The sequence below is a fragment of the Candidatus Foliamicus sp. genome (assembly GCF_965221325.1).
Classification (GTDB): domain Bacteria; phylum Pseudomonadota; class Gammaproteobacteria; order Steroidobacterales; family Foliamicaceae; genus Foliamicus.
This window is the reverse complement of record NZ_OZ244880.1, coordinates 1,660,695-1,686,361: the sequence shown is the minus strand read 5'-3', so window position 1 is coordinate 1,686,361 and position 25,667 is coordinate 1,660,695. Positions and strand designations below refer to the sequence as shown.

16 protein-coding genes are annotated in these 25,667 nt (G+C 63.7%); 10 read left to right on the top strand and 6 right to left on the bottom strand.

The genetic code is table 11. The features are described 5' to 3' along the window. Positions 1 to 25: 25 nt before the first annotated feature. Entirely contained in the window at positions 26 to 2,215 is a 2,190-nt protein-coding gene (locus ACWCOO_RS07370; protein ID WP_446830354.1) for a TonB-dependent receptor, read from the top strand. A 184-nt stretch (positions 2,216 to 2,399) separates the two neighbouring features. Here the strand turns inward: ACWCOO_RS07370 and ACWCOO_RS07365 are convergent, their stop codons facing one another. The 6 genes from ACWCOO_RS07365 to ACWCOO_RS07340 all read right to left on the bottom strand — a co-directional run bounded on the left by ACWCOO_RS07365 (position 2,400) and on the right by ACWCOO_RS07340 (position 15,343). Beyond that, entirely contained in the window at positions 2,400 to 8,603 is a 6,204-nt protein-coding gene (locus ACWCOO_RS07365; protein WP_446830353.1) for a fibronectin type III domain-containing protein, read from the bottom strand. Between the two features lie 251 nt (positions 8,604 to 8,854). Continuing rightward, on the bottom strand, positions 8,855 to 10,348 hold the full coding sequence (locus tag ACWCOO_RS07360) for an FAD-dependent oxidoreductase (protein WP_446830352.1): 1,494 nt from the start codon (positions 10,346 to 10,348) through the stop codon (positions 8,855 to 8,857). An 81-nt stretch (positions 10,349 to 10,429) separates the two neighbouring features. Then, positions 10,430 to 12,049, bottom strand: coding sequence for a nickel ABC transporter ATP-binding protein NikE (gene nikE / locus ACWCOO_RS07355; RefSeq protein WP_446830351.1), 1,620 nt, complete (start codon positions 12,047 to 12,049; stop codon positions 10,430 to 10,432). Further along, complete coding sequence (locus tag ACWCOO_RS07350; protein ID WP_446830350.1) at positions 12,046 to 12,891, bottom strand: ABC transporter permease; 846 nt, start codon at positions 12,889 to 12,891, stop codon at positions 12,046 to 12,048. Before ACWCOO_RS07350 ends, nikE begins: the two co-directional genes overlap by 4 nt. Then, a complete protein-coding gene (locus tag ACWCOO_RS07345; RefSeq protein ID WP_446830349.1) occupies positions 12,888 to 13,811 on the bottom strand; it encodes an ABC transporter permease in 924 nt (307 codons plus the stop codon). Before ACWCOO_RS07345 ends, ACWCOO_RS07350 begins: the two co-directional genes overlap by 4 nt. Then, positions 13,811 to 15,343, bottom strand: a complete 1,533-nt coding sequence (locus ACWCOO_RS07340; RefSeq protein ID WP_446830348.1) for an ABC transporter substrate-binding protein — start codon at positions 15,341 to 15,343, stop codon at positions 13,811 to 13,813. The genes ACWCOO_RS07345 and ACWCOO_RS07340 overlap by 1 nt, the downstream gene beginning before the upstream one ends. 163 nt (positions 15,344 to 15,506) lie before the next feature. On the opposite strand from ACWCOO_RS07340, the gene ACWCOO_RS07335 reads away from it, so the two are divergent. The 9 genes from ACWCOO_RS07335 (at position 15,507) to ACWCOO_RS07295 (ending at position 25,666) form a co-directional block, all read left to right on the top strand. Then, a complete protein-coding gene (locus ACWCOO_RS07335; protein ID WP_446830347.1) occupies positions 15,507 to 16,832 on the top strand; it encodes an aminotransferase class V-fold PLP-dependent enzyme in 1,326 nt (441 codons plus the stop codon). Beyond that, a complete protein-coding gene (locus tag ACWCOO_RS07330) occupies positions 16,829 to 18,247 on the top strand; it encodes a M24 family metallopeptidase (protein WP_446830346.1) in 1,419 nt (472 codons plus the stop codon). Before ACWCOO_RS07335 ends, ACWCOO_RS07330 begins: the two co-directional genes overlap by 4 nt. A gap of 125 nt (positions 18,248 to 18,372) precedes the next feature. After that, positions 18,373 to 18,930 carry a cytochrome c3 family protein gene (locus tag ACWCOO_RS07325; protein WP_446830345.1) on the top strand — a complete coding sequence of 186 codons (558 nt, stop codon included), beginning with the start codon at positions 18,373 to 18,375 and terminating at the stop codon, positions 18,928 to 18,930. Positions 18,931 to 18,934: 4 nt separating this feature from the next. Continuing rightward, positions 18,935 to 21,121: a molybdopterin-containing oxidoreductase family protein gene (locus tag ACWCOO_RS07320; RefSeq protein ID WP_446830344.1), complete on the top strand. Its 2,187-nt coding sequence runs from the start codon at positions 18,935 to 18,937 to the stop codon at positions 21,119 to 21,121. Positions 21,122 to 21,125: 4 nt separating this feature from the next. After that, positions 21,126 to 21,974 (top strand): 4Fe-4S dicluster domain-containing protein, encoded by an 849-nt coding sequence (locus ACWCOO_RS07315; RefSeq protein WP_446830343.1) that lies wholly within the window; start codon positions 21,126 to 21,128, stop codon positions 21,972 to 21,974. A gap of 2 nt (positions 21,975 to 21,976) precedes the next feature. Beyond that, positions 21,977 to 23,338: an NrfD/PsrC family molybdoenzyme membrane anchor subunit gene (gene nrfD, locus ACWCOO_RS07310; protein ID WP_446830342.1), complete on the top strand. Its 1,362-nt coding sequence runs from the start codon at positions 21,977 to 21,979 to the stop codon at positions 23,336 to 23,338. Then, positions 23,335 to 23,829, top strand: coding sequence for a DUF3341 domain-containing protein (locus tag ACWCOO_RS07305; RefSeq protein WP_446830341.1), 495 nt, complete (start codon positions 23,335 to 23,337; stop codon positions 23,827 to 23,829). The genes nrfD and ACWCOO_RS07305 overlap by 4 nt, the downstream gene beginning before the upstream one ends. Continuing rightward, entirely contained in the window at positions 23,826 to 24,410 is a 585-nt protein-coding gene (locus ACWCOO_RS07300; RefSeq protein WP_446830340.1) for a c-type cytochrome, read from the top strand. Before ACWCOO_RS07305 ends, ACWCOO_RS07300 begins: the two co-directional genes overlap by 4 nt. Beyond that, positions 24,407 to 25,666: a hypothetical protein gene (locus ACWCOO_RS07295; RefSeq protein ID WP_446830339.1), complete on the top strand. Its 1,260-nt coding sequence runs from the start codon at positions 24,407 to 24,409 to the stop codon at positions 25,664 to 25,666. Before ACWCOO_RS07300 ends, ACWCOO_RS07295 begins: the two co-directional genes overlap by 4 nt. Position 25,667 lies beyond the last annotated feature (1 nt).

Below are 25,667 nucleotides of genomic sequence, written 5' to 3'. Positions count from 1 at the left end.
CCCGCTTGGAGTTGGAGGACTTCGCATGAGAATTCGAATTGGTTTACTGGCTAGCGCGCTCGTACTGATCGCGCCCGCCGCGCTGGCGCAGCAGGGTGCCGGCGAGATCGAGGAAGTAGTGGTGACGGCGCGCAAGCAGGAGGAGCGGATTCAGGATGTGCCGCTCACGATTACTGCGTTTACGGCCACAGAGTTGGGCGAACGGGGCTTGGCCGACGTGATGGACATCAGCCAGTTCACGCCCGGATTTTCGTTCGAGAAGCTCAACCGCTATGGCGTGCAAGGCGGCGGCAGCCGGCCTGTAATCCGCGGTCAGTCGCAGATTCTGGGCGGCGCCAATGCATCGATTTTCGTGGACGGCGTGCAGTACAACGATTCCGTTCTTTCGTTCCCCTTCGATATCGTTGAACGCGTGGAAGTGATCAAGGGACCGCAGGCCGCCTTGTTCGGGCGCGCGACTTTTGCCGGCGCCATCAACCTGATCACCAAGAAGGGCACGAACGAGCCCGAAAACAAGCTGTCGATGCGGCTGGCGGAGCACGACGAGGGCGAGATCAACTTCTTGTCGCGCGGGCCTCTGACCGAAGACACGGCTTTCTACATGGCGCATGTGCGCTACTACACCTACGGTGGCTTCTACCGCAACACGCTGGACAACCAGTTGGTAGGGGATGAAGAGTCGGTCAATCTGAATCTGGCCCTGGAACTGCGTCCCTCGGACACCTTCATGGCCCGTTTCAACTTGGGCTATGGCAAGGACGACGACGGCGCTGCCGCGGTGACGCTGCAGGACCGCACCTATAACAACTGCTTCTTGGAAATCGCGCGTCAGTATTACTGCGGCGAGGTTGCGGAATTGGACAGCACCGAGCAGAACCTGGAGCTGTTCGGCGATGACATCGGCCTGGACAAGACCGCCTGGCGTGCCTCGGCACAACTGGAATGGGACTTGGGCGGCCTGACCGTTCGATCCAACACCGGCTATTTCGATGCCGACGTGCTGTACGGATACGATGTGGATATCACGTCCAATTCGACCGCACTGGGCGGAACCTTCAATCGAATCGCGGTCAGCGACCGCCGCGAGTGGTCCACGGAACTGCTGGTGAGCACCGACCTGGATTCAGCCATGCGCTTCCTTGGGGGTGTGTATCTATATCAAAGCCGCCGCGATTTTCGCGAAGACCGGCTTAACGGCGCTACCGTCGATCAGGGCGAGGCCCGAACCGACAACTGGGCCGTATTCGGATCGGTCGCGTCGGACTTTTCCGACACGCTTACAGGCACACTGGAACTGCGCTACGCTTCGGACAAGATCGGCAACGATAATCCGGGAGCCCGCGCCACGCTGCCGCTGATCGAGAACACCTTCAAGAGTTGGTCACCACGCGCTACTCTCGACTGGAAGTATGCGGACGGACGCATGATTTACGGGACGGTCGCCAAGGGTAACAAGCCCGGCTGGATTAACGCGAATCCCTTGCTGGCCGAGTCGCTGCGGTTTGCCGACGAAGAGGATTCCTGGAACCTGGAGGTAGGGACCAAGAACACACTGAATGATGGGCGCACGACGTTGAACGTGGCGGTGTACTTCATCGATTGGACCAACCAGCAACTGACCACCACGGGGTTGCTGAGCGATGGCCGTCCGGTGTCCTATGTAACCAACGCCGGTGAAACCGAAGCCAAGGGACTGGAGTTGGAAGTGGCGCATATCTTTACGGATCAGTTCATCGGCGGGTTTGGCTATGCGCTTAATGACGCCTCATTCGTGGAGTTCGACGAGTTCTCCGAACAAATTGTGTTCACCGGAGGTGACCCGTCCGTGGCGGGCAACCAGACACCCAATGCATCCAAACACCAAGCCAACCTTTTCGCCCGCTATGAGTGGCCCGTAGGCGCCAATACCGCCTATATCAGAGCCGATTACTCCTACGCCAGCCGCAAGTACGCGCAGATATTCAATTACGCGCACAGCGGCGATCAGAACCTGATCAACCTGAAGCTGGGTATGGACATGGAGCAATGGCAGTTGGGCCTGTTCGTGCGCAACCTGACCGACGACCGCACGCCGTCCACCGTCATCCGTTTCGTGGACTTCAAGAACGTCTTGCCGCGCGGCGATAGCGCACGCACTTCCGTCTTTGTTCGCGCCTTCCAGTACCCGCTGGCAGACCCGCGGCAGATCGGGTTCACCGCGACTTACGTCTTCTGATCAAGCACGGCAGGGGGCGCTCGCCCCCTGCCGTCGGAATTTAAGTTCAGGCAGGTATCGCATGTCTAGACAGCGGCCCAGCCTTACGTAGTAGTTCGCCTTAAGCCGGCGATATGGTGGCTCTGCCCCATTCGCCCGAATTCAATTGATCGCGGGGAGAGGCCGCTCGTGCGAGGCCGCCGACTCAGCGCCCCAACGAGCGCGAGCTGATCGTGAGCACGATGCCGCGCCCGGCCGGATTCAGCGGCGCCGCACCGAGCGCGCGCAGCGAATCGCCATAACGCCCCGGCTCGCTTGCATGTGGCCCGACTTCCGCCAGGCGCTCGTCTGCGAGCCCGGAAAGACCCGAAGCGGAAGCGCCGCCAAACAGCTCGCTTGAGAACACATCGCCGTTCATGCCGCCAGGCGCCGATGGCCCGCCGTCCGCCGCCGAACCGTCCCACTGCAACTCCAAACGCACATGCCAGCCTGAGGTTGCCTCAAAGCGACCGCCTACATGCAAACGGCCGCTCGAATTCGCCGCAGGATTCACACCTTCACCCGCCATTGCCGAACCGCCGCCATACAACTCCACAAGACCACGGTTCACCGGCCAGCCATAACCCAACTCCAGGTCCAAACGGCTCTGATAAGCCCCCGCATCCAGAAGACCACCTAGAGCCGGAGCAACGCTTCCGCTCATACCGTCCGACCACAACCGGTCCAATACACCGCTCATGCCCCCGGCAGGACCATAAGCCGGACTCAAGCGCATCCGGAAACCACCCGCACCCGCCGCAGGCTGCCTCGACAGCGTCGCCTGCAATTGCCACTCTCTACGGCTGCCCGAACCCAGCGCCAAGCTTCGTGCCTCACCCTCGAACTGCCAGCCCGAAGTACCCGAGTAGCGCACGCCGCCGCCCGCCTCCAGACCCGTGCCCGAACCGCCGGCGCCGCCGTCATGACGCAGACCCAGTTCCGCATAAGGCGACCATGCGCCCAGCTCCCAGTCCGCCTGCACCGACATACGCAAGCGCGATACACGCAGCGCTATGTCATCCGCAGAACCGTCGTCCGACACCGTCACATCCGATACCGAACCGTCCGCCTTGAACGCCAGGCCCCAGACACCACGCCGCGCCAAAGGACGCTCCACACCGCCGGATAGCGCATGCACACTCAGCGCATTGCGCACCGCATCCTGTTCTTCCAGCGCACGGTCCCACACCTGCACTTCACCGCGGCTGGCGCCGGCCGACAGCCACACACCAAGACCGCTGGCGTGCTGCCAATCCGCATACGGATGCACACCGGACAGCGTAAAGCCATACACGCCTTCGAGGACTTCGCCCCGATACGTTTCCGTGTAATCCATCTGCGCCGAGGAATGCGAGACCGCAACGCCTGCCAGCAGCGTATCGCTCAACCGCGTATCCGCGCCCAGGTGCAGCCCGGACAAGCCGCCGGAGAACGCGATGCCGTCCTGCTCTGCGCTCAAGCTCCGGTAGCCGCCCTGACCCCAGAGCGTATAGCGCCGGCCCATACCGTCCGCGCCGCCGCCCAAGTGCATACGGAACGATGCGCCCTCCAGCATCCGCTGCATCAAGGCCTCGCCCGCATCCTCGGTATTCAGTGTCGGACCCGTGCTTTGCAGGAGACTCGGCAAACTATCCAATGCCGAGGATTGCGGCGCCGAACTATTGTCCTTCACACCGAACGTGAATCGCTGTCCCAGAAGCTGTGCCTCCCCCGTGCCGGCGGCGGCAAGACCTTGCGTATCGCCCGTCCGCGCTTGCTGTGTGCGCGCCCCGACCGCATCCAGCGTCATATCCGTGGCGCCGCGCACCAGGTCCGGCAGAATCGCCTTGTGCGCCCATGCCGCGCGGCTCGCCACGCTGGGCTCGGCAACCACCGTCATCCTAAACTCCGCCACCGCCATATCACCGTCGCTGTCCACCGCCGTCCAGCGATACAGCGTCTCTTCCCGCACCGTTTCCGGCGTGCCCGAAATCGTGCGCGTGTCTTGGTCCAGATACAGTCCCGCCGGCAAGAAAGGCTCCAGCGCATAGCGCAACTCGCCCTCGCCGCCCGTGGCTAGCGGCAGCACCCGCGGCTCGATCGGCTGGTTGCGCTCGAACGCCATGTCCGCCACGGCCTGCGCGAAAACCGGCTTGGTGTCCGCCCCCACCTCCAGCAGGAACGACAGCGACGCGCTTTGCGGCGTGCCTTCTGCTGATGCTTCGGTCTCGGTGACAGTGAGCGTGTAGCGCGTCTCCGCAACCGGCGCCAAGGGCGTACCCGAGATCGTGCGCGTGGCCGCATCGAACTGCAGGCCCGCTGGCAACTCGGGCGACAGTGCGTAGGTCAATGCGCCTTCACCACCCTGTGCTTCGGGCAACTCCTCGCGCACCGCGCGGCCTTCGCGCAAACGCAACGCCTCCACCGACTGCCCCGCAAACGTCAGCAAGCCGGAAACACCCGAGCCGGGCAGCACCTGCCCCGGAGCAGACATGACGCCACCGTCCGCAACGGACGCATTGCTCACCGCCGGCAAGACACTGGTGCTTGCCACCACGCTGTAGGGACTGTTCGGCTCGTGCGGCGGTTGCTCGCATGGCCCACTGTAGGCCAAAACGCGAACATCGTACGCGACAGGATCAAGTGCAACTCCGGTCTGCGCTGCAAACAGCCCTGCGGCTCCTTCCTCAATTGTGAACTGCCTCAGGGCGCCGTTGCCTTTCAACTCGAACACGCCACGATCCGCGCTGTTCGGAAGCACTTCGTATGCTTGCAGCCAACTCGACTCCGTCGATTTCTTGTATTCCACCTCAAAAGCCGACCGGCTTCCCGTGAGCAGGCATATCCCGCCCGTGCCGTCAATCCAGTCCCAGGCCACCGTGAGTTGGGCAGCGCCACCTGTCAGGCGCACATTTGTCGGCGCCGTGGTCCTGAGGCTGTTGCTCACGGTAACTTCGAACGCGTCCGATACCGACGCGCCGCCCGGGTCTTCCGCTGTAACCGTCACCGCCGCCGTGCCCAGAGCGCCTCCGGTGACTGTCAACGTGGTTCCCGACAACGACACTCCCGCCACACCTGGCGCCTCCGATGTCGCCGTATACGTCAGCGTATCGCCGTCGACGTCCGCAAAAACTTCGCTGCCGCTTGCCTCAAGGTCCACTGTCAGCGTGGAGCCCACAACAACCGACTGATCCGTAATCGCACTGGCCACCGTCGGCGCATTATTCGCCGCCGGCGTGACGCTCAAGTTATCCGAGCGCGGCCCGGCAGCAGTTCCACGCAACGCGCGCACGCGGAACAGATACTCCGTGCCGTTGGTCAATCCGGTCATCGTGTGACTGGCGGTCGAGCCATTGCTGCCGGCGATGTCTGCCCAGTCCGTCCAGTCGGCGGCGCCCGCCTTGTAGCGCACCTGCCACTTGGTGGCGGTAGCAATTGCGTTCCAGGTGAGCAAGACCGAGCCATCGCCCGGAATGGCTACGGTATTCTGCGGTTTGCCGGGGGCTGGTCCCGGCGTTGCGCTCACGTTGTCCGAGCGTGGGCCGGCGGCAATTCCGCGAAACGCGCGCACGCGGAACAGATACTCCGTGCCGTTGGTCAATCCGGTCATCGTGTGACTGGCGGTCGAGCCATTGCTGCCGGCGATGTCCGCCCAGTCCGTCCAGTCGGCGGCGCCCGCCTTGTAGCGCACCTGCCATTTGGTGGCGGTAGCAATTGCGTTCCAAGTCAGCAGCACCGAGCCATCGCCCGGCACCGCCGAGACATTCTGCGGTTTGCCGGGGGCTGGTCCCGGCGTGACGCTCAAGTTATCCGAGCGCGGCCCGGCAGCAGTTCCACGCAACGCGCGCACACGGAACAGATACTCCGTGCCGTTGGTCAATCCCGTGATCGTGTGACTGGTGGTCGAGCCATTGCTGCCGGCGATGTCTGCCCAGTCTGTCCAGTCGGCGGCGCCCGCCTTGTAGCGCACCTGCCATTTGGTGGCGGTAGCAATCGCGTTCCAAGTCAGCAGCACCGAGCCATCGCCCGGCACCGCCGAGACATTCTGCGGTTTGCCGGGGGCTGGTCCCGGCGTTGCGCTCACGTTGTCCGAGCGTGGGCCGGCGGCAATTCCGCGAAACGCGCGCAAGCGGAACAGATACGCTGTGCCGTTGGTCAATCCCGTCACCGTGTGCCTGGCCGTTGAACCGCCGCTGCCGGTGATGTCTGCCCAACCGCCCCATGCCGCATTGCCTGCCTTGTAGCGCACCTGCCACTTGGTGGCGGAAGCAATTGCGTTCCAAGTCAGCAGCACCGAGCCATCGCCGGGCACGGCGGCAACATTCTGCGGTTTGCCGGGCGCGGGCGCCGGCGTTGCGCTCACGTTGTCCGAGGTTGGGCCGGCAGCAATTCCGCGAAACGCGCGCACGCGGAACAGATACGCTGTGCCGTTGGTCAATCCCGTGACCGTATGCCTGGCCGTTGAGCCGCCGCTGCCGGCGATGTCTGCCCAACCGACCCATGCCGCATTGCCTGCCTTGTAGCGCACCTGCCATTTGGTGGCGGTAGCAATTGCGTTCCAAGTCAGCAGCACCGAGGCATCACCGGGCACGGCGGCAACATTCTGCGGTTTGCCGGGCGCTGGCGCCGGCGTTGCGCTCACGTTGTCCGAGGTTGGGCCGGCAGCAATTCCGCGAAACGCGCGCACGCGGAACAGATACGCTGTGCCGTTGGTTAATCCCGTGACCGTGTGCCTGGCCGTTGAGCCGCCGCTGCCGGCGATGTCTGTCCAACCGCCCCATGCCGCATTGCCCGCCTTGTAGCGCACCTGCCATTTGGTGGCGGTAGCAATTGCGTTCCAAGTCAGCAGCACCGAGCCATCGCCCGGCACCGCCGAGACATTCTGCGGCTTGCCGGGTGCGGGCGCCGGCGTTGCGCTCACGTTGTCCGAGGTTGGGCCGGCAGCGATTCCGCGAAACGCGCGCACGCGGAACAGATACGCTGTGCCGTTGGTTAATCCCGTGACCGTGTGCCTGGCCGTTGAACCGCCGCTGCCGGTGATGTCTGCCCAACCGCCCCATGCCGCATTGCCTGCCTTGTAGCGCACCTGCCACTTGGTGGCGGTAGCAATTGCGTTCCAAGTCAGCAGCACCGAGCCATCGCCCGGCACCGCCGAGACATTCTGCGGTTTGCCGGGCGCGGGCGCCGGCGTTGCGCTCACGTTGTCCGAGCGTGGGCCGGCGGCAATTCCGCGAAACGCGCGCACACGGAACAGATACGCTGTGCCGTTGGTCAATCCCGTGACCGTGTGCCTGGCCGTTGAGCCGCCGCTGCCGGCGATGTCTGCCCAACCGCCCCATGCCGCATTGCCCGCTTTGTAGCGCACCTGCCATTTGGTGGCGGAAGCAATTGCGTTCCAAGTCAGCAGCACCGAGCCATCGCCCGGCACCGCCGAGACATTCTGCGGTTTGCCGGGCGCGGGCGCCGGCGTTGCGCTCACGTTGTCCGAGGTTGGGCCGGCAGCAATTCCGCGAAACGCGCGCACGCGGAACAGATACGCTGTGCCGTTGGTCAATCCCGTGACCGTGTGCCTGGCCGTTGAGCCGCTGCTGCCGGCGATGTCTGCCCAACCGCCCCATGCCGCATTGCCTGCCTTGTAGCGCACCTGCCACTTGGTGGCGGAAGCAATTGCGTTCCAAGTCAGCAGCACCGAGCCATCGCCGGGCACGGCGGCAACATTCTGCGGTTTGCCGGGCGCGGGCGCCGGCGTTGCGCTCACGTTGTCCGAGGTTGGGCCGGCAGCAATTCCGCGAAACGCGCGCACGCGGAACAGATACGCTGTGCCGTTGGTCAATCCCGTGACCGTGTGCCTGGCCGTTGAGCCGCTGCTGCCGGCGATGTCTGCCCAGACGCCCCATGCCGCATTGCCTGCCTTGTAGCGCACCTGCCACTTGGTGGCGGAAGCAATTGCGTTCCAAGTCAGCAGCACCGAGGCATCACCGGGCACGGCGGCAACATTCTGCGGTTTGCCGGGCGCTGGCGCCGGCGTTGCGCTCACGTTGTCCGAGGTTGGGCCGGCAGCAATTCCGCGAAACGCGCGTACGCGGAACAGATACGCTGTGCCGTTGGTTAATCCCGTGACCGTGTGCCTGGCCGTTGAGCCGCCGCTGCCGGCGATGTCTGCCCAACCGCCCCATGCCGCATTGCCTGCCTTGTAGCGCACCTGCCACTTGGTGGCGGAAGCAATTGCGTTCCAAGTCAGCAGCACCGAGGCATCACCCGAAACCGCTGCAACATTCTGCGGCTTGCCCGGCGCCGAGCTCTGCGCTTGGACTGGCTGAAGGGCAGTTACCAAGACCAGCGCAAGCGCCAAACACCAGCCGAAAAACCGGGCCAGGGAGCACCGCGTCATCGGCAGGGGCCGGGACTTATGTTCTTGCAAGGGACCGCGCACTGCAGCGCCTGGATGGCTCGCGATCGACCAGTCCCCAATTGTCCGGCATGCCCGCAAAACACTCTGCCCAGGAACGTGTGTCATCAAATCCCCCTTTTGCCGCGCCAGCGAGTCCTTCACTCAGACGGGCGGAAATGTGGTACTTGTGTGCCTTATGTGCCGTTCTCAGCAGCTAAAGGCGAAAGCCAGACTAACACACAAGGGGAACTTCAGACGGGTAGCGTCATTCCTAGCCAGCGGCCCAGCGAAAGTGCGGGTGTGAGCATCATGCCTGGCGCGAAGGTGGACCCCAGGGTGGAGCCGGAACCGAGTACTTCGCCCGTTGCGTAAAGGCCGGGAATCGGCTCCGAGTCGCCACGCAATACCTGCATTTCGGCGTTGACCGCAACGCCGGCCGATGAGGTGGCGGAACTGCCGAGGTGTGTAATGCCATAGTATGGCGGCCGGCTGATGGGGGCAGGAAGGTGTTGCCTGCCAAACGAGTCGCCGCCGCTTGCCACCGCGGCGTTGTAGGCGCGCACCGTTTCTTCGAGTCCTGCTAAGTCCACTTCGGCCTTTTCCGCCAATTCCGCCAGGCTGTCCGCACGGGTGAACATGGGGTGGTTGTCGCAGTGTTCCAGGAACTGTTCTCGGGTGAAATCCGGTAAACCGGGCGGCGCCGTGTCCAGTATGTGCTGGTCAAAAACGATCACGTAGCGCAGGCGCGGGAGCCTTAGCACGGCCTGGGCTCGCGGTCGCACCAGGGGCTCATCCTCGCGGATGAAACGCTGGCCTCGGTCGTTCACCCAGATTTCCCACGGCAACCGTTGCTGCGGGACGGTGGAGAATCGCGCATATACCTTGGCGGGAAATTCGCCGACGGTGAGGATGGACCCGGTTCCCGCCCGGTGCAACCGCTGGCCGCGCAGCCAGCCGCCCACGGAAACCGCCAGTTCCAGTCCGTCGCCCAGCGAATGCGGCCAGGCGCCGGCGGCGTAGGGCGGATGTCCGGTCAGCAATTCGAACATATCCGGGTTCATGGCGTAACCGCCGCTGGTGAGCAGCACGTGACGGCCACGAAACGCGAATTCCTCGCCCCCGCTTTCTGCCCGAACACCTTCCACAGTTCCCGCATCGGTCATCAACAGGCCGTTAACGCGAGTATTCAGCCGCGTGGCGATACGGCCATGCGGCAATTCGCGATTGAACTCCTCCAGCACCACCTTGAGTATCGCGCGACCCGCCTCTGCGGCCCAGAAGTATCGGCGCACGCTGTAAGCTGGCCGGCCCGGCGCATCGCCGGTGACCGGGTGACCCGGCAGAGGCACCAGGCCCTGATCCAGAATCCAGTTCAGCGTGTCCGGGGCCAGGTCCACCGTGCGCCGGACAATTGTCGGATCGGCCTCGCCGAAGGTGATATCCATGATGTCTTCGTAGTGCCGGTCCGGCGAGTCGGCAATGCCTAAGGCTTCCTGCAGGCGCGTGCCGCCCGCGCTGATTTGCCCTTGCGCCATGTTGAGCGTACCGCCCAGCTTGTCGGCCGCTTCCAGCAGCAGCACACTTGCGCCGCGTCTTGATGCGTGGATGGCGGCCGGCAAGCCAGCCGTGCCTGCGCCCACGATGATGAAGTCCCACCGATTGTCGAGCAGCGCGGCAGCCCGTGCTGGCGGCAATGTCAATGCCAAGGCGCCGGCGGCGCCGCGCAATAGGTCGCGTCGTTTCACAAGCAGGAAGTTTACATGCCGAATACCGCTTGCTGCGGATTGGCAGTCTCGCTAATCGCGCGTGCTGGGTCGGCGCCGGTGTCAGGGGTCTCGCGGATCGGGTGCTGCCGGTGCCGTCTCGGGATGGGGGTCAAGCCCCCAGCGCGCCTGCGCAGCCAGCAGTTCGCGGGTGTATTCGTGCTTGGGTCTGCTCATGACTTCCGGCGTGAGCCCCTGCTCCACTATTTTTCCGCGCCGTAGCACGATGACCCGGTCGCTTACTTGTGCGGCCAGCACCAGGTTGTGGGTGATCAGCAGCAGCGCCATGCTCCGCTCTGCGCGGATTTCCGCCAGCAGCTTCAGGATGCGTGCCTGAGTGCGCATGTCCAGCGCGGACAACGCTTCGTCGGCGAGCAGCAAGCGCGGATTCAGCGCCAGCGCCCGCGCCAGGGCGATGCGCTGACGCTGGCCGCCCGAGTATGCGGTCGGCCGTCGGCCCATCTGCCGAGGATCAAGGCCGACCCGGTCCAGAAGCGCCGCCACGCGGGCCTTCTGTTCCTTGCGGCGGCAGAGCCGATGTATCCGCATTGGTTCCGCGACAATGCGTTCCACCGGCCATCGCGGGTTGAGGCTGGAGTAGGGGTCCTGGAACACCATCTGCATGTGTCGCGCGCGCCTCTTGGCGCTGGGCAGCTTCGCATCAAGGGCCGGGAAGCGCAGTTGCTCCGGATTCACCTCGATTACGCCTGCAAGCGCCCGCGCAATCGTGGTTTTGCCTGATCCGGACTCTCCGACCAGGCACACCGTTTCGTTGGCGTAAATCGAAAAGGCCACGTCATCGACAGCCGGCTGCGGCGCGCCCCGATATCGGACTGTGAGGCCGCGCAAAGCAGCTACCGCCTCTCGCGCCTTGCTGCGGCGGCGGCGCGCAGGAGCGGCCGCGCGCCTGCCCGGCAGCGCCTGCAGCAGCGAGCGGGTGTAGTCGTGGCGAGGCTTGGAGAACAGCTCGCGGGCCGGCCCGTGCTCCACCACCTGCCCGCGGTGCATGACGTAGAGGCGGTCGCAGAAGCGGGCCGCGAGCGCCAGGTCGTGGGTAATCATCAATAAGGTATGGCGCTTCGCGCGGCGCTTCAGCAGCTCAAGAATGCGCGACTGCACTGCTGTATCCAGCGCCGTTGTAGGTTCATCGGCAATCAGCAGCGGCGGTCGGTTGATGAGCGCCAGAGCGATCATGATGCGCTGGCGCTGGCCACCCGAAAACTGGTGCGGGTAGGCGCGCATTGCCGATTGGGGCTCCGGCAGTTCGACCGAGCGCAAGGCTTCCGCCGCTCTTTCGCGCGCCTGCTTTCGAGTCAGCCCGGAGTGGCGCATGGCGCTCTCGGTGAGTACGGAACCGATGCGGCGCACCGGGTTGAGCGAGGTCAAGGGATCTTGAAACACGAACCCGGCGATCCTGCCGCGCAATGGCCGCAAGGCCGTTTCGCCGAGCTGCGTCAGCTCTTGACCGCGCACGAACACCTGGCCTCCGCCGATGCGTCCCGGCGCCGGGACCAGGCCCAGGATCGCCAGCGCGGCCAGCGATTTTCCGGCCCCCGATTCGCCTACCAGGCCAACGATTTCACCCTCGTCCGCGTTCAGGGAAACCTCGTTCACAACTCGGCCCCCGCGCGGGAAATCCACGCACAAGCCGCGGATCTGCAGCAGGGAATCCGCGCTGTTCATCGCTGGGCGCGGTCGAGCGCGCTCAAGCCGTCGCCCAACAGGTGAATGGACACGACCAGCAGGGCAATGGCTGTGGCCGGCACGACCATGAGCCAGGGCGCAACGATCAGGAAGTCGCGCGATTCCTGCAGCAGCGCCCCCCAGGTGGGAACACCCAGCGGTGCGCCCAGCCCCAGGAACGAGAGTGCGCTCTCCGCGACCAGCATGTCGGCGAAGTGAAACGTGAAGACTACCGCCAGCACCGGCCGCAGTCCCGGCAGCAAGTGGCCGAGGAGGATGCGTGGCGCGCTTGCCGCCATGATGCGAGCCGCAGTTACGTAGTCCTGGGCCAGCAAACGCAAGCTCTCGGCATAGACCACGCGGGCGAAAACCGGCCAGCTAAGCAGGCCCAGCGTGATGCTGAGCGGCCAGAACCCGCGGCCCGCCACGGCCACAATGATGATCGCCGCAACCAGTCCCGGAAACGAAAGCGTTGCGTCAACCAGTTGGTTGATCATGACGCGCGGATAGCCTTGGTAAAGCGCCGCGCACATGCCCAGCGAGCCGCCCAGCAGCAGCGCCAGCAAGCAGGAGACGGTCGCCACGCCCACCGACCAGGGAAGACCCGACAGTACGCGCGACCAGACGTCGCGCCCCAGGTTGTCGGTGCCCAGCCAATGCTCCGCCGTGCCGGCTGGCGCGAAGCGCTGGCTCAAGTCCCCTAATTGCGGGTCGTGGGTCTGCAGCAGGCCGCTCAGCGCCAGAAGCAGCGCCCAACCGAGCAGCGTCGCGGCGCCCAGGATCAGTTGCGGTGATGCCCTGAGGGTCTTCAGCAGCCGGCGCCAGGCATGGTTTGCGCTCATTGCGTTGCCGGTCTCAGCCTTGCATCTACCAGGCGCAGCAGGGCGTCCGCAAGGCTATTGACAGCAAAAACCAATGCCGCGACCACGAAACAGATCGCCTGGAGCACCGGGAAATCCAGGGTCTGAGCCGAGCGCAGCAGCAACAGGCCGATGCCCGGCCACAGGAACAGGCTTTCGATAAGCACCACGCCGGACACCAGGAAAGCGAACTGCGCGCCAATCAGCGCCACCGCCGCCGGCATAGCGGCAGGCAAGGCCTCTCTCCAGAGTATGAATCGCATCGAAGCGCCGTTGGCGCGGGCGGTGCGTATGTAGTCCTGCTGCATCGCCTCGGCCACGCCGGCACTGACCACGCGGCACAGCTTTGGCGCCAGGAAAAAGCCCAGTGAAACACTCGGCAGTATCCAGGCAGCCGGCTGACCGTAGCCGAGCGAGGGCAGCCAGCCCAGGTGCACTACGAATATCTGGATCAGCACCAGCGCCATAACGAAGCCAGGGATGCCCTGTGCCACGGCGGTAAGCGCAGCCCCGAAGCGACGTGAAGCGGCTTCGGGGCGCTGGCCTATCCAGGCGCCCGCGGGAATCGCCGTGATCAGAGTCAAGGCCATGCTCAAGACTGCCATGAGCAGCGTGCCTGGCAGTTGTTCCAGCGCCATGGCCAGTGCCGGCTGTCCGGTATAGAGCGAGACGCCGAAGTCGAGCTGCACCATGCGCCCGAGCTGCACCAGGTAGCGCTGCCAGGCCGGGAGGTTGAGGCCGTATTCTGTGCGGATCCGTTCGAGCAGCTCTGGCGTCGCCTCTTCGCCGGCCAGGATCAGGGCTGGATCCCCGGCCAGGCCAAGCGCAACGAAAAGCAGCGCGTTTACGCCCAGCAACAGGAACAGCAGCCGCGCGAGGCGCTGCGCAAGACCCGAGAGCATCACCTAGTTCTTTCCGCCCGGTAGAGCTGCGGCGTGCGGGTACGGAGATTGAAACCACGGATATCGGGAGCAACCACCCACATGTGGCCGTATTCCAGTAGCTGGAGGCTGGGGGCGCGCCGGCGATATTCGACGGCCAGTTGCTGCAACTGAGCTTCCCTGCGTCCGGCGTCCATTTCGCGGCTCGCGGCGATGATTCTCTCCCTGAGTGCCTCGTCGCAGAAGAACGGCCGAATCTTGAGGCAGGAATACTGTTCCATGGGGCGCAAGGCGTCGTTGAATGGGGCCGTGTTCCATGCCAGCGAGAAGGCTTCGGTGCGCCAGACATTTTGGAAGAACTGGCGGATCCAGTCGGAGAACAGCGTTGAGCGGAACGCCATGTCCACGCCCACGGCCGCCAGGTCCTGCTGCACCTTGGCGAAGATTTCCAGGTCGTTGGGATAGGTGCCGGTCACAACCTGCACTTCCATCGAGAAACCGCTCGGGTAGCCTGCTTCGGCGAGCAGCGCCCGAGCCTTGCGCGGGTCGTGGGGATAGGGCTTGATGCGCGGATTGTGGCCGAATACGCCGGGCGCCGATCCCTGGCTGGCCGGTGGCGCAAAGCCCTGCAGTATGTCTTCCGAGATCGTCCTTCGGTCCACGGCGTAGTTGAGTGCGTGGCGAACGCGCGCGTCGGCAATCGGCGAGTCGGGGTGTCCCAGCACGTCAAAGGCGAAGGCGACGATCTGCCGCAGGTTATCGACATAAACCCTGAAGCCGCGCGAGCGAAAAGTGTCCAGTTGCTCAGGGCGCAGGGACATGGTGATATCCAGTTGGCCGGATAGCGCCGCCTGGAAACGCGAAGCATGGTCGCGTAGCGGGTAGATTTCCACCTTCTGGATCTTGGGCGGGCGCCAAGCATGAGGATTGGCCGTGAGCACCACTGCGCCGTTGCGGTTCTGCCAGTCTCGCAGTTGGTACGAGCCCGTGCCCACGGGAGTGCGCGAAAAGCGCTGCCGGCCCATTTCGCGCCAAGCTTGCGGATCGATCATCATCGCCATCGTCAGCCGGTTGGGCAGGATCGGGTCGGGCTCCCTGGTGGTGAAGATCAGCGTACGCGCGTCCTTTGCTTCTACCTTGCTTATGCCGCGCAGTTCCCAACCCGCCGCCGTGGCCCGGCCCTCGCTGCTTAGCAGCCAGTCGAACACTTCGATTGCCGAGGAGGCGGTAAAGGGCCGGCCGTTTGCATAACGTACGCCTTCGCGCAATACGAAGCGCCAGGCATGAGGGTTGAGGTTTTCGTAACTTTCGGCCAGCAGGGGGACGATGCGGCCTTGCTCGTCGCTCTCGGTCAGCGAGTCGAATATCTGGCGCCAGACGAAGTCCCCGGGAACTCCCAAAGTTCGGAACGGATCGCCGAAGCTGGCCGGCATCAGCGTCACCGCCATGCGCAGCGGCGTTTGCTCGGTCGCCATACACGGCGCCAGGCCACCAACGGCCAGCACGACAGCGGCCACAATTGCGCCGCCGGCGTGGCGCATGAGCGGCTTCACCGGGTTGTTCCTCGCAAGCAAGTGATCATGGGCCTGACCAGGCGGCCCCAGTATGTTCGGAAATGGTTTGTGGTTTCCCCAGGAAAGGCTTTCCGCGCCGGTAGCGTAGTCTATTATGATGCCTTGCCTCTTGTGCAGGAAAGCGCAGGCACAGGCTGTCTTCATGCTGGAGAACGCGAACCGTATCATGCAGGAGTCCGGAACCGCCGCGGGCGTGTCCCGCCGGCTGTTCCTGGGCGCAGCCGTGGCGGGCGCTACGCTGCCCGCATCCGCGGCGCTTGGCGCAGGGCTCGATTCGGCACGCACAATTCGCGACGCTGCCGCTGCCGGTATGTCGGAGGACGATTTCTGGGCCTGTGTGCGCGGTGAGTTTCTGATTTCCGACGAGCTCGCGTACATGAACAGCGGTACTTTGGGGCCCATGCCCAAAGCCGCCTACTACGCAGTGGTGGAGGGTTACCGGGGGCTGGCCGCCGATCCGGGGCGAACCAACCGAAGGCACAAGGATGTCCAGGAGGAACTGCGGCAGGCACTGGCGGACTTTGCACATTCTGATGCCGGCGAGGTTGCGCTTACCCGCAATACCACCGAGGGCATGAGTTTCATCGCCAACGGCCTTGATCTGAAGGCGGGCGACGAGGTGCTGTGCTCGTTTCACGAGCATCCTGGCGGGCTGGAGCCCTGGAAGATCAAGGCCAAGCGGCATGGCGTGGTGGTGAAGGAGTTGCCGTTTCCCATTCCCACTCCCAGCCCCGCCGACATCCTCAACCGCTTCGAGGACGCCATCACGCCGCGTACGCGTGTAATCAGCGTGAGCCACATAACCTTCCCTACCGGCTGCATGTTGCCGGTGAAGGAGCTGGCGGCCCTGGCCCGCCCGCGTGGGATTCTCACGGTAGTGGACGGCGCCCATGCGCTGGGCATGCTGGCGCTGGACCTGGATGCGCTGGGCGCCGACTTCTATGCCTCAAGCCCATACAAATGGCTGGGCGCTCCGGTGGGCACAGGTTTCCTCTACCTGCGGCGCGAATCGCAGGATAAGCTCTGGCCGACCGTGGCTTCCATGGACTGGGACGATACGGAAAGCGGCGCCCGGCGTTATGACCGGCTAAGCCAGCGGGCAGGCCCTCTGTTGGAAGCCACGCTCGCGGCAGTCGAGTTTCAGAACGCTGTCGGCCGTCAACGCATCGAACGGCGCATTCGCGCGCTGGCCGCGCGGTTGCGGGAAAGGCTGGAGGCGATACCGCAAGCCCATGTACATACCTCCGCGCACCCGCAACTCAGCGGCGGCCTGATCGGATTCACGCTGCAGGGATTCGAGCGGCAAGCGGTGGTCGATGCCCTATGGGACAGGCACCGGGTTTGGGTGCGCGAAACCGACATGGGCCTGAACACGGTGCGGGCCTCCACCCATCACTACAACACGGAAGCCCAGGTTGACCGGCTGGCCGAGGGTTTGCAAGACATCATCAGGAGGGGGGCGGCATGAGCAAGAACACTACCCACGATATCGAACGGCGCGATTTCTTTGCCGGAATCGCGGGAGGCGCCTCTTTTGCATTGGCCGGCGCGACGCTGGGCGCCCGCGAGGCGCAGGCCAACTGGGGCCTGATTGCACCGGGGCCGTCGCCTGCGGTCGATTTCGATGGGCGCAGCCTCGTGAACAAGCCGCGCGCCTACGAAGTGATGGAGCAGGAAGGCGTTGACGGAATCGTTGCGCTGAACCCGGTCAATGTGTTCTATCTGGGCAACTATTTTTCCTACGAAGTGCAGAAGTTGCGCGCCATTCCGAGCTTCGCAGTGATGCCGCGGGATCCCGCCAAGCCCTCTTTCCTGGTCGTGGCTTCAACGGATCTCTGGTTTATCGCGAATGCGCAGCGGGAATATCCGGAGGTCATTCCCTATAGCGCGCCGACAGCCTGGGAGCAGTACCGCGACCCCGATACCTGGAATCGGGAACCTGCCGCGGCTGGCGGATTTCGCCGTCCGGTCCGCGAAGACAGCCTCACGGACATTGAGCGAGGCTGGGTGGAGATGGAGCGGCGTTTCGAGAACCGCAAGGCGGCGACCCCGGAATGGGCGCTGGTGCGCGCGCTTGAGGAAGCGGGGCTGGCCAAGGGGCGCGTGGCAGTGGACGACATGCGCATTGCCCACGTGCTCGGCAGCCTGGGGCAGCACTCGGTGACCTGCGTGCCGGGCGACAATACCTTTCGCAAGATTCGCATGATCAAGTCCGACGTCGAGTTGGCGCACATGCGCGTTGCGGCGCGGGCCAACCAGGATGCCTGCATGGCGATGCTGCGCAAGGTGGAAGCGGGGATGACCAAGGCCGACGTCGATCAGCTTTTCCTGGAGGAGTCCGCCACGCGCGGCGCCAAGGCGATCTGGATTGCGGTGGGCACGATTGGCGGGTTCGCCGACGGCGAGGTGGTGCCGGGGCGGCCTATGATGGTGGACGCGGTTAGCCAGATCAACTACTACCATGGGGATTTCGGCCGCACCTGGTGCCTGGGCGAGCCGCGCAAGGATGTTCTGGATCGAGTGGCCATACTCCGGACCGGATACGAAGCCGCGCTGGAAGCCCTGCGGCCCGGCCTGAAATACTCCGAAATTCGCGCCCATGCGGCAGACGCCATGGCCAAGGCCAACAAGGCGCTGACGCGAGCAGTGTTCGGCGCTTCACCGCACTCCGTGGGCCTCCAGCACACCGACCAGCCGTACCGGGACGGGTTGCCGTTCATGGTTTCCGACGACCTTGTTTTTCAGGAGAACATGACACTGACGGTGGATATGCCGTCGCTGGAAATCGGCTGGGGCGGCGCGCATCTCGAAGACCTGATTGTCGTAACCAAAAACGGGTTCGAGCCGCTGGCCACGATGGACGATCCGCTGGTAGTCCTGTAGCGAACCTTAACGGCGCAAAGCGGCTTGGCGTGGGCAGCGCAAAGTCGGAAAAATCTTGCCCACTTCTCGTGCAGCAGGGGGTGTAAGCGTCTATAATTCCGCGCCGTTCAGGATTGGAGCTGATCTTGTCGATTTCGGTGCTAGACGCCGCACGGCCCGTGTTCACGGGGTTGCTTGTGGCCGTAATGGTAATAGTTGGTGCATTTGCCGGCCATTGGGCGCACGGCGCCTGGCTCAACGACCACACCCCGATTCAGCCGATCGAATTCAGCCACGTGATTCACGCGGACGAAAACGAGATTCCTTGCCAGTATTGCCATGCTTGGGCGGATCGCTCGGCGAGCGCGGGAGTGCCCAGTGTGGAGACCTGCGTAGGGTGCCACAAGGGGCTGACCGAGGTGCGCAACACACCGGAGGTCGAGAAATTGTTCGACTACTGGGAGCGCGGCGAGGGCATTCCCTGGGTCAAGATTCACGACACGCCCGATTTTGTGCATTTCCGCCACAAGCCGCATATTCGCGGCGGCGTGGAATGTCAGACCTGCCACGGGCCGGTGGAAGAAATGGAGCGCGTCACGCGGCGCGTTGATCTCAACCAGGACCTGCGGATGCCCTGGTGCATTGATTGCCACACCGAAGAGCAGGTGACCAACGGCCAGGACTGCCTGACTTGCCACTATTGATGTCATGGTAAGCCGCAGGGATATTTTCAAATTTGCCGGCGCCGGTGGTGTCGGCGTTGGCGTGGGTTTGCTGCTGGGCGAGGTGAACCAGCGCCCCCTGGAAACGCTGCTTTCCACGCATATTCCACCGGAGGACTTTTCGCCGGGGATGGACACCTGGTACAACACCCTGTGCCGCATGTGTCCGGCCGGCTGTGGTATTTCCGTGAAGGTGCGCGAGGGACGGGCCAAGAAGATTGAAGGTAATGCGGGGCACCCGCTCAACCGCGGCGGTTCCTGCGCGCTCGGACAAGCGTCGTTGAATGCCCTCTACAACCCCGACCGGCTTCGTTCGCCAATGCGCGCGGACGGGCAGGGCGGCTTTGTTCCGGCAACTTGGGATGAAGCCCTTGGAGAGGTTGCCGCGCGTCTGAGCGCTCTGGATTCGGCGGGCATGGGCGGTCGGGTTTGGGTGCTGACCGGCGGCGCCCTGAGTTCCGGCGAAGAGGCGCTGAGCCGCTTTTCCGACGCTCTGAACGCCAATGTGCTGCGCCTCGCATTGGACACAACCGCTACCGAACTGGCGGCCGCCAAGGCGATGTACGGCTTCGGGGGTCTGCCGCATTACGACCTCGCCAAGGCCGATCTGGTCGTTTCCTTCGGCGCTGATTTCCTGGGTTCCTGGCGTTCGCCGGTCGCCTACGCCAAGGCCTACGGCGAGTTTCGCCAAGGCTCTGGGGAACATCGCGGCTATTTGGTGCAGATCGAACCCAGGCTGTCGCTTACCGGCGCCAATGCCGACGAGTGGCTGCCGGCGCGGCCGGGCAGCGAGGGCCAACTGGCGTTGGCACTGGTTGCCGAGATGCTGCGCCGCGGGCGGGGAGGCGAGGAGACCGCTACCTGGGACGGCTTGGGCGAAGCGATGAGCCTCGCTGAGGCAGCGCAGCATGCGGACCTGTCGCTCGCTAGCGTGACGGCTCTTGCGGATCGTCTTGATGCGGCCAAGGCGCCTCTCGTTCTGGGTGGCGGTGCAGCCGGGGCGGGAATGAACGCGACGGCGGCATTGACCGCGGTTGCCGGACTGAATCGCGTTCTGGGCGCGTTAGGCAATACCGTGCGGCCCAACCTGGCGCATGCGACGGCCTACTCCGGTCTTGCAGACATTGAGGCGTTTACTTCCGCAGCCGCCGACGGCGACGTGTCGCTGGTCGTTCTGGCCGGCGTTGATCCTGTCCACGACCTGCCGGAATCGCTGGGCATTGCTCGAGCGCTTGAGCAGGCCGAACTGGTTGTGAGCCTGGACAGTTTCCTGCACGACTCCGCCGCTGCCGCGAATTGGGTCCTGGCCACAGACAGCTTCCTGGAAACCTGGGGAGACGATATATCTTCGCCGGGCGCCGGCGATCTCACGGTTACGCTGCAGCAGCCGGTGCAGAAACGCTTATACGACACTTTGTCGATCACCGACATCGTTCTTCGGCTGGCTGGCCGCATCGGCGGCGCTGCGGCAGAAGCGCTGCCCTTCAAAGATGCGGCTGCGTACACGCGCTCGGAGTGGGCCAAGGCATGGGAGTCCCTTGGTTTGACCGGCGATTTCGAGGCACGCTTTCGGCTTGCCCAGCAAAACGGGATGTGGGCGGCGCCGCTGGCGGAAGGCATGGCGGATGAGATCGCGACCGAGACGGCTGCTCCCGATGCGGTGCCGGACGCGGAGTTCGCGGGCGCCGAATCCGACTTCCCGTTTTTCTTCCATCCTTATGTCACGCAGGGCTTCCGCGAAGGCGTGGGCGCCAACCTGCCATGGATACAGGAAATGCCGGATCCGCTCACCAGCGTTGTGTATGGGAGCTGGGCGGAAGTGAATCCCACCACCGCCGAAAGCTTGGGGCTGAGCAACGGCGACCTGGTGGAACTGGAATCTCCGGCCGGCAAGGTGAGTGTGCCCGTATTCGTGTATCGCGGCGTGCGCCCGGACGTTATCGCCATGCCGCTGGGGCACGGCCACAGCGCCAACGGCCGTTATGCGCAGGGCCGCGGAGCGAACGCAGCCTCGCTGCTGGCGGCGAAAGGCGATGCAGCCACCGGGGCGCTGGCCTGGGCGGCCACTCGGGTTGCTCTGCGGGCATTGGGCAAGCGCGGGCGCCTGACCAGGACCAGTGGCCTGAGCCGCACCTTGGGCAGACAAATTCTCGGACCGGACGAGGGACACTAGGGCGATGAGCTCCATAAGGGACAAATTGCGCGAATACCGCGTGGACGGGTACTACACGGAGTTCGATTACCACTGGACCATGGCCGTGGACCTGGACCGCTGCACGGGCTGCGAAGCCTGCGTGGTGGCTTGCCAAGCGGAGAACAACCTGCCCATCGTGGGCGAGAAGCGCATGCGGCAGGGCCGCGAAATGAAGTGGCTTCGGGTGGAACGCTACTGGGACGGCGATTACCCCGATGCGCGGCTGAATTTCATTCCCATGCTCTGCCAGCAGTGCGACAAGGCGCCTTGCGAGATCGCCTGCCCGGTGTTTGCTACCTACCACAACCAGGACGGACTCAACGCCCAGGTGTACAACCGCTGCATAGGCACACGCACCTGCGCGGTCTATTGCCCTTACGAAGTGCGTTTCTTCAACTGGTTTACCTATACCTGGGACGAGCCGCTTGAACAGCAGCTCAATCCGGACGTGACGGTGCGCGAGAAGGGCGTGATGGAGAAATGCACCTTCTGCGTACAGCGCATCAACCGCGCCAAGGACCTGGCCCGTGATGAGGACCGCCGGGTGGCTGACGGCGAGGCGCAGCCCGCTTGCGCCCAGGCCTGTCCCACCGACGCGATCGTGTTTGGCGACCGCAACGACCCCGAAAGCGCGGTTTCCAGGAAGATGCAGGATCCCAGGGCCTACGAAGTGCTGAAAGAACTCAACACAGCGCCCAGCGTGATTTATCTGAAGAACGCGCGCGAACCGTTGCATGCGGAGACGGATGAAGAGCACCACGGAGACGCTGCAGATGGCCATGCCGCAGCCGGTGAACCGCGTATGGCCGAATTCGTCGAGCCGGTCGTTTAGACATGTCCTCTGCGCTGCGCCAACAGATGTTCGATCACGGCCAGCCGGCTTACGCCGAGGTCAACCGCGACGTCATCAGCGCGCTTACCACCACCACCTGGCGCTACTGGGTGACGTTAGGCATATCGGTCGGGGTAGCGCTGCTGTTCTTCCTGGCGCCCTGGATCTACCAGATCGTGGTTGGCGTGGGCGTTGCCGGCATGAACCGCAACGCCATGTGGGGCACCTACCTGTCGAATTTCATTTTCTGGATCGGCCTCAGTCACTCCGGGACACTGCTGTCGGCAGTGCTGCACATTACCCAGTCGGACTGGCGAAAGTCCATCTATCGCAGCGCCGAGGCGATGACGCTGTTCTCGTTGATGACCGCTGCGATGTTCGTCATGGTGCATGTGGGGCGAGTCTGGTTCCTGCACTGGACTTTCCCGGCCCCCAATCCCATGGAGTTGTGGCCCAACTTCCGTTCGCCGTTGATGTTCGACGTGATGGCGGTTTTGACTTATCTCACGGCCAGCACGGTGTTCATCTACATGGGATCGCTGCCGGACTTTGCCGCGGTGCGGGATGCCTCCACGGGCTTGCGGCGCCGGATATACACCATCCTCTGCTTCGGCTGGCGCGGCACCGCTCAGGAATGGCACACGCTGGGCTGGTCGTACACCTTCTTCGCGGTGCTGGTCATTCCCCTGGCGGTATCGGTCCATTCCATCGTGTCGTGGGACTTCGCCTTGTCCACGGTGCCCGGGCTGCACCAGACCATATTCGCGCCGTATTTCGTTTGCGGGGCGATTTACTCGGGCACCGCGGGCATCGTGACCGTGATGTGGATGCTGCGGCGGTTCATGGGTTTCGGGCGCTACATCGGCAAGCTCCATATCGACAATCTTTCCAAGCTGCTGCTGGTGCTGTCGCTGATCTGGACCTATATCAATATCTGCGAGATGTTCACCGGGTGGTATGCGGACACATCGTTTGAAAACGAAGCCATCTTGTACCGCATATGGGAAGGCCCGTTCTGGTGGCTGTACTGGGAAATGATCGCATTTTGCGCATTTGTTCCGCTGCTTCTGTTTTCAAAGCGAATTCGTCAGAACTGGAATACGATGCTGGTGATTTCGATCCTCATCAATATCGGCATGCTCACGGAACGCTTCGTGATTGTGGCCAGTTCGCTGCCGCGCAAGTTCCTGCCGGATGTGTTCGGTACCTATTTCCCGAGCCTGGTGGAGATTTCGATTACCGTGGGATCATTCGCGATCTTCACTACCCTGTTCCTGCTGTTCATCAAGGTGTTCCCTGCCGTGTCGATCTACGAGGTCAAGGAAACGCTCAATCCGCTCCGCAAGCAAAAGGCGAGCACATGACGCTGCTGGCCACCTTCGCTCACGAGGACGCTGCGCTGGGCGCAGCAAAGGCCTTGCGGGAGCAGGGTGTGGGTGAATTTGAACTGTTCTCGCCGGTTCCGCTGCACGGCGCCGAAGAGGCGGTGGGGCTGGGCAAGAGCCCGGTGCGTGTGTTTACCTTGTTGGGAGCCGTGCTTGGCGCCGTGGGCGGCTTTTCGCTGTGCGTTTGGACGGCCACTCGATTCCTGCTGCCCACCGGAGGGCGTCCCATTATTGCGCTGCCGCCCTACCTGCTCATTACCTACGAGATGACTATTCTTCTTGGCGTACTGGCCACGCTGCTGGGGTTCTTCGTGGTGGGCCGCTTCCCGGCGTGGAAGGACCGCGTCTATCGTCCCGCCAGCAACGTGGACCGCTTCGTGATTGCGGTGTCCGATGCGGGCGCGGCGCCGGCGGAGAAAATACTTCGTTCTTCGGGCGCCGAATCCATTGAGCGGGAGGACGCGGAATGAGGCTTCCCGCAAAGTTGTTGCTGGTAGCTGCGGCGGTTCCGGTTTCGCTGCAGGCGCTGCCCTGGAACGACGACATGAAGGACCAGCCCAGCGTCAAGACCCAGGAAGCGGTCGTGACGCTGCCAGCGGAGTCCGTGCCTGCGGATGGCGGCGAACTCGATGGCCCGAATGGGCTTCAAGACCTCGTGCGCGCTCGGATTCTTGTCGGCGAGACACTTGTTGATCCGCTGGCGCCCGATGAGCGCGACGAGGAGCGCGCAGCCCTGAAATACGAGCACTACTGCCAAGCTTGCCACGGAACTGGAGGCGCGGGTGATGGGAGCGTGGGCGTCAAGTACATTCCGCAGCCGATGGACCTCACGCTGCCTTATGTGCAGAACCAGACCAACGGACAGCTCTACTACACGATCACGCACGGCGGCGTGGTGATGCCCGGCTACCGCTTCGCGCTGTCACAGGAAGATCGCTGGCGCATTGTGCGCTACCTGAAGACTGGCCTGCTGGAAGAAGCCGCGCGGCAGGCCGAGGTTGCCGCAAGCGAAACGGACAGCGAAGCCGCGGTCGAAGCGGCGGCAGAATGAACGGGTCTAACGCGAGCGGCGCAATAGGCCGCGGGGCGTTTCTAGCCATAGCGGGCAGCTTGGCGGGGCTTGCGCTCCTGTCCTTTGTCGCGCTATTGGGAATGGGTGACAGCGAGTTTCCGTGGGCCTTCGCGGTGGTCATGTGGATGTTCGTGACCGGCTTGAGCCAGGCGGGAATCTGCTTCACCGCAGTTATGCGTCTGTGCAAGGCGGAGTTCGCGCGGGCCTTCTACCGCATCGGCGAGGTAATGACGCTGGCGTTCTTGCCTTTCGCTTTTGTCGGCTTCGCCCTGATTTTCGCCTGCGGGCGCGAATCCCTTTTCTACTGGCTGCACGACAACGGCGGCGGGCATCACTTGAGTCCATGGCTCAACGAGGATTTTCTGCTCTGGCGCCAACTGATCGCGATGGCGGCTTTCTACGGACTGTCGGTGGCGTATTTTCTGTGGGGATTGCTGCCGGATTCCACGGATGAGCGCGCCGTAACCGGCACCGCGGTTTGCCGGGCATTCTGGCGAAAGATGTCTTCCTGGCGCCGGGCGGTGGATCTGTTTTCGGTGCAGCAGCGGCTCTACTACTCGTCTTTCTTCATTCTGCTGTTCTACGTAGTGAGCAATTCTTTCGTCGCTTGGGATTTCGGCATGATGCTGGTGAAGCACTATCACAGCAGTGTGTATCCGATGTACTACATCCAGGGCATCAACCTGGCCGGCTGCGGCGCGCTGCTCCTGATGACCGCTCTACTGTGGCGCGTGGAAGGCCTGCGGCAGTGGTTCGACGACGGCCGCGCGCGCCAGATGGGCATTCTCATCACCTCGTTCGCCCTGCTTTGGTTATACATGTTCTGGGCGCAGTTCTTCGTGTCCTGGTTCGCGAATCTTGATCACGAGTATGGCGTGGTTTCCAAGCAGATGTATGGTCACTACCAGCCCTATTTCTGGACCATGGTGAGTTGTTTGTTCTTCATTCCCTTGCTGTGCGGCATATTCGCTTGGGTGAAGCGCTCCTGGCCGGCCATGCTGCTGTTGTCGGGAGTGTTGGTGATCGGCTTCTGGATCAACCGCTACCTGCTCGTGATGTCGGTTCTCGAGCCGCAAAATACCCCGTTCATGACCGCCGCCGAATGGCTCATCGCCTTGAGCGCTGTCAGCGCCTGGTTGCTGCTGGTTCTGGTGATGTTCCGCAACCTGCCGATGATTTCCGAGTGGCAAGTCCGCCACTTCGCCACCGAAGAGCAACTCGAAGCCGCCGGCTGAC

Coding starts and splice junctions, on each gene's coding strand:
- ACWCOO_RS07370 (WP_446830354.1), top strand. CDS start 26: ATGAGAATTCGAATTGGTTTACTGGCTAGCGCGCTCGTACTGATCGCG.
- ACWCOO_RS07365 (WP_446830353.1), bottom strand. CDS start 8,603: ATGACGCGGTGCTCCCTGGCCCGGTTTTTCGGCTGGTGTTTGGCGCTT.
- nikE (WP_446830351.1), bottom strand. CDS start 12,049: ATGAACAGCGCGGATTCCCTGCTGCAGATCCGCGGCTTGTGCGTGGAT.
- ACWCOO_RS07350 (WP_446830350.1), bottom strand. CDS start 12,891: ATGAGCGCAAACCATGCCTGGCGCCGGCTGCTGAAGACCCTCAGGGCA.
- ACWCOO_RS07345 (WP_446830349.1), bottom strand. CDS start 13,811: ATGCTCTCGGGTCTTGCGCAGCGCCTCGCGCGGCTGCTGTTCCTGTTG.
- ACWCOO_RS07335 (WP_446830347.1), top strand. CDS start 15,507: ATGCTGGAGAACGCGAACCGTATCATGCAGGAGTCCGGAACCGCCGCG.
- ACWCOO_RS07330 (WP_446830346.1), top strand. CDS start 16,829: ATGAGCAAGAACACTACCCACGATATCGAACGGCGCGATTTCTTTGCC.
- ACWCOO_RS07320 (WP_446830344.1), top strand. CDS start 18,935: ATGGTAAGCCGCAGGGATATTTTCAAATTTGCCGGCGCCGGTGGTGTC.
- ACWCOO_RS07315 (WP_446830343.1), top strand. CDS start 21,126: ATGAGCTCCATAAGGGACAAATTGCGCGAATACCGCGTGGACGGGTAC.
- nrfD (WP_446830342.1), top strand. CDS start 21,977: ATGTCCTCTGCGCTGCGCCAACAGATGTTCGATCACGGCCAGCCGGCT.
- ACWCOO_RS07305 (WP_446830341.1), top strand. CDS start 23,335: ATGACGCTGCTGGCCACCTTCGCTCACGAGGACGCTGCGCTGGGCGCA.
- ACWCOO_RS07300 (WP_446830340.1), top strand. CDS start 23,826: ATGAGGCTTCCCGCAAAGTTGTTGCTGGTAGCTGCGGCGGTTCCGGTT.
- ACWCOO_RS07295 (WP_446830339.1), top strand. CDS start 24,407: ATGAACGGGTCTAACGCGAGCGGCGCAATAGGCCGCGGGGCGTTTCTA.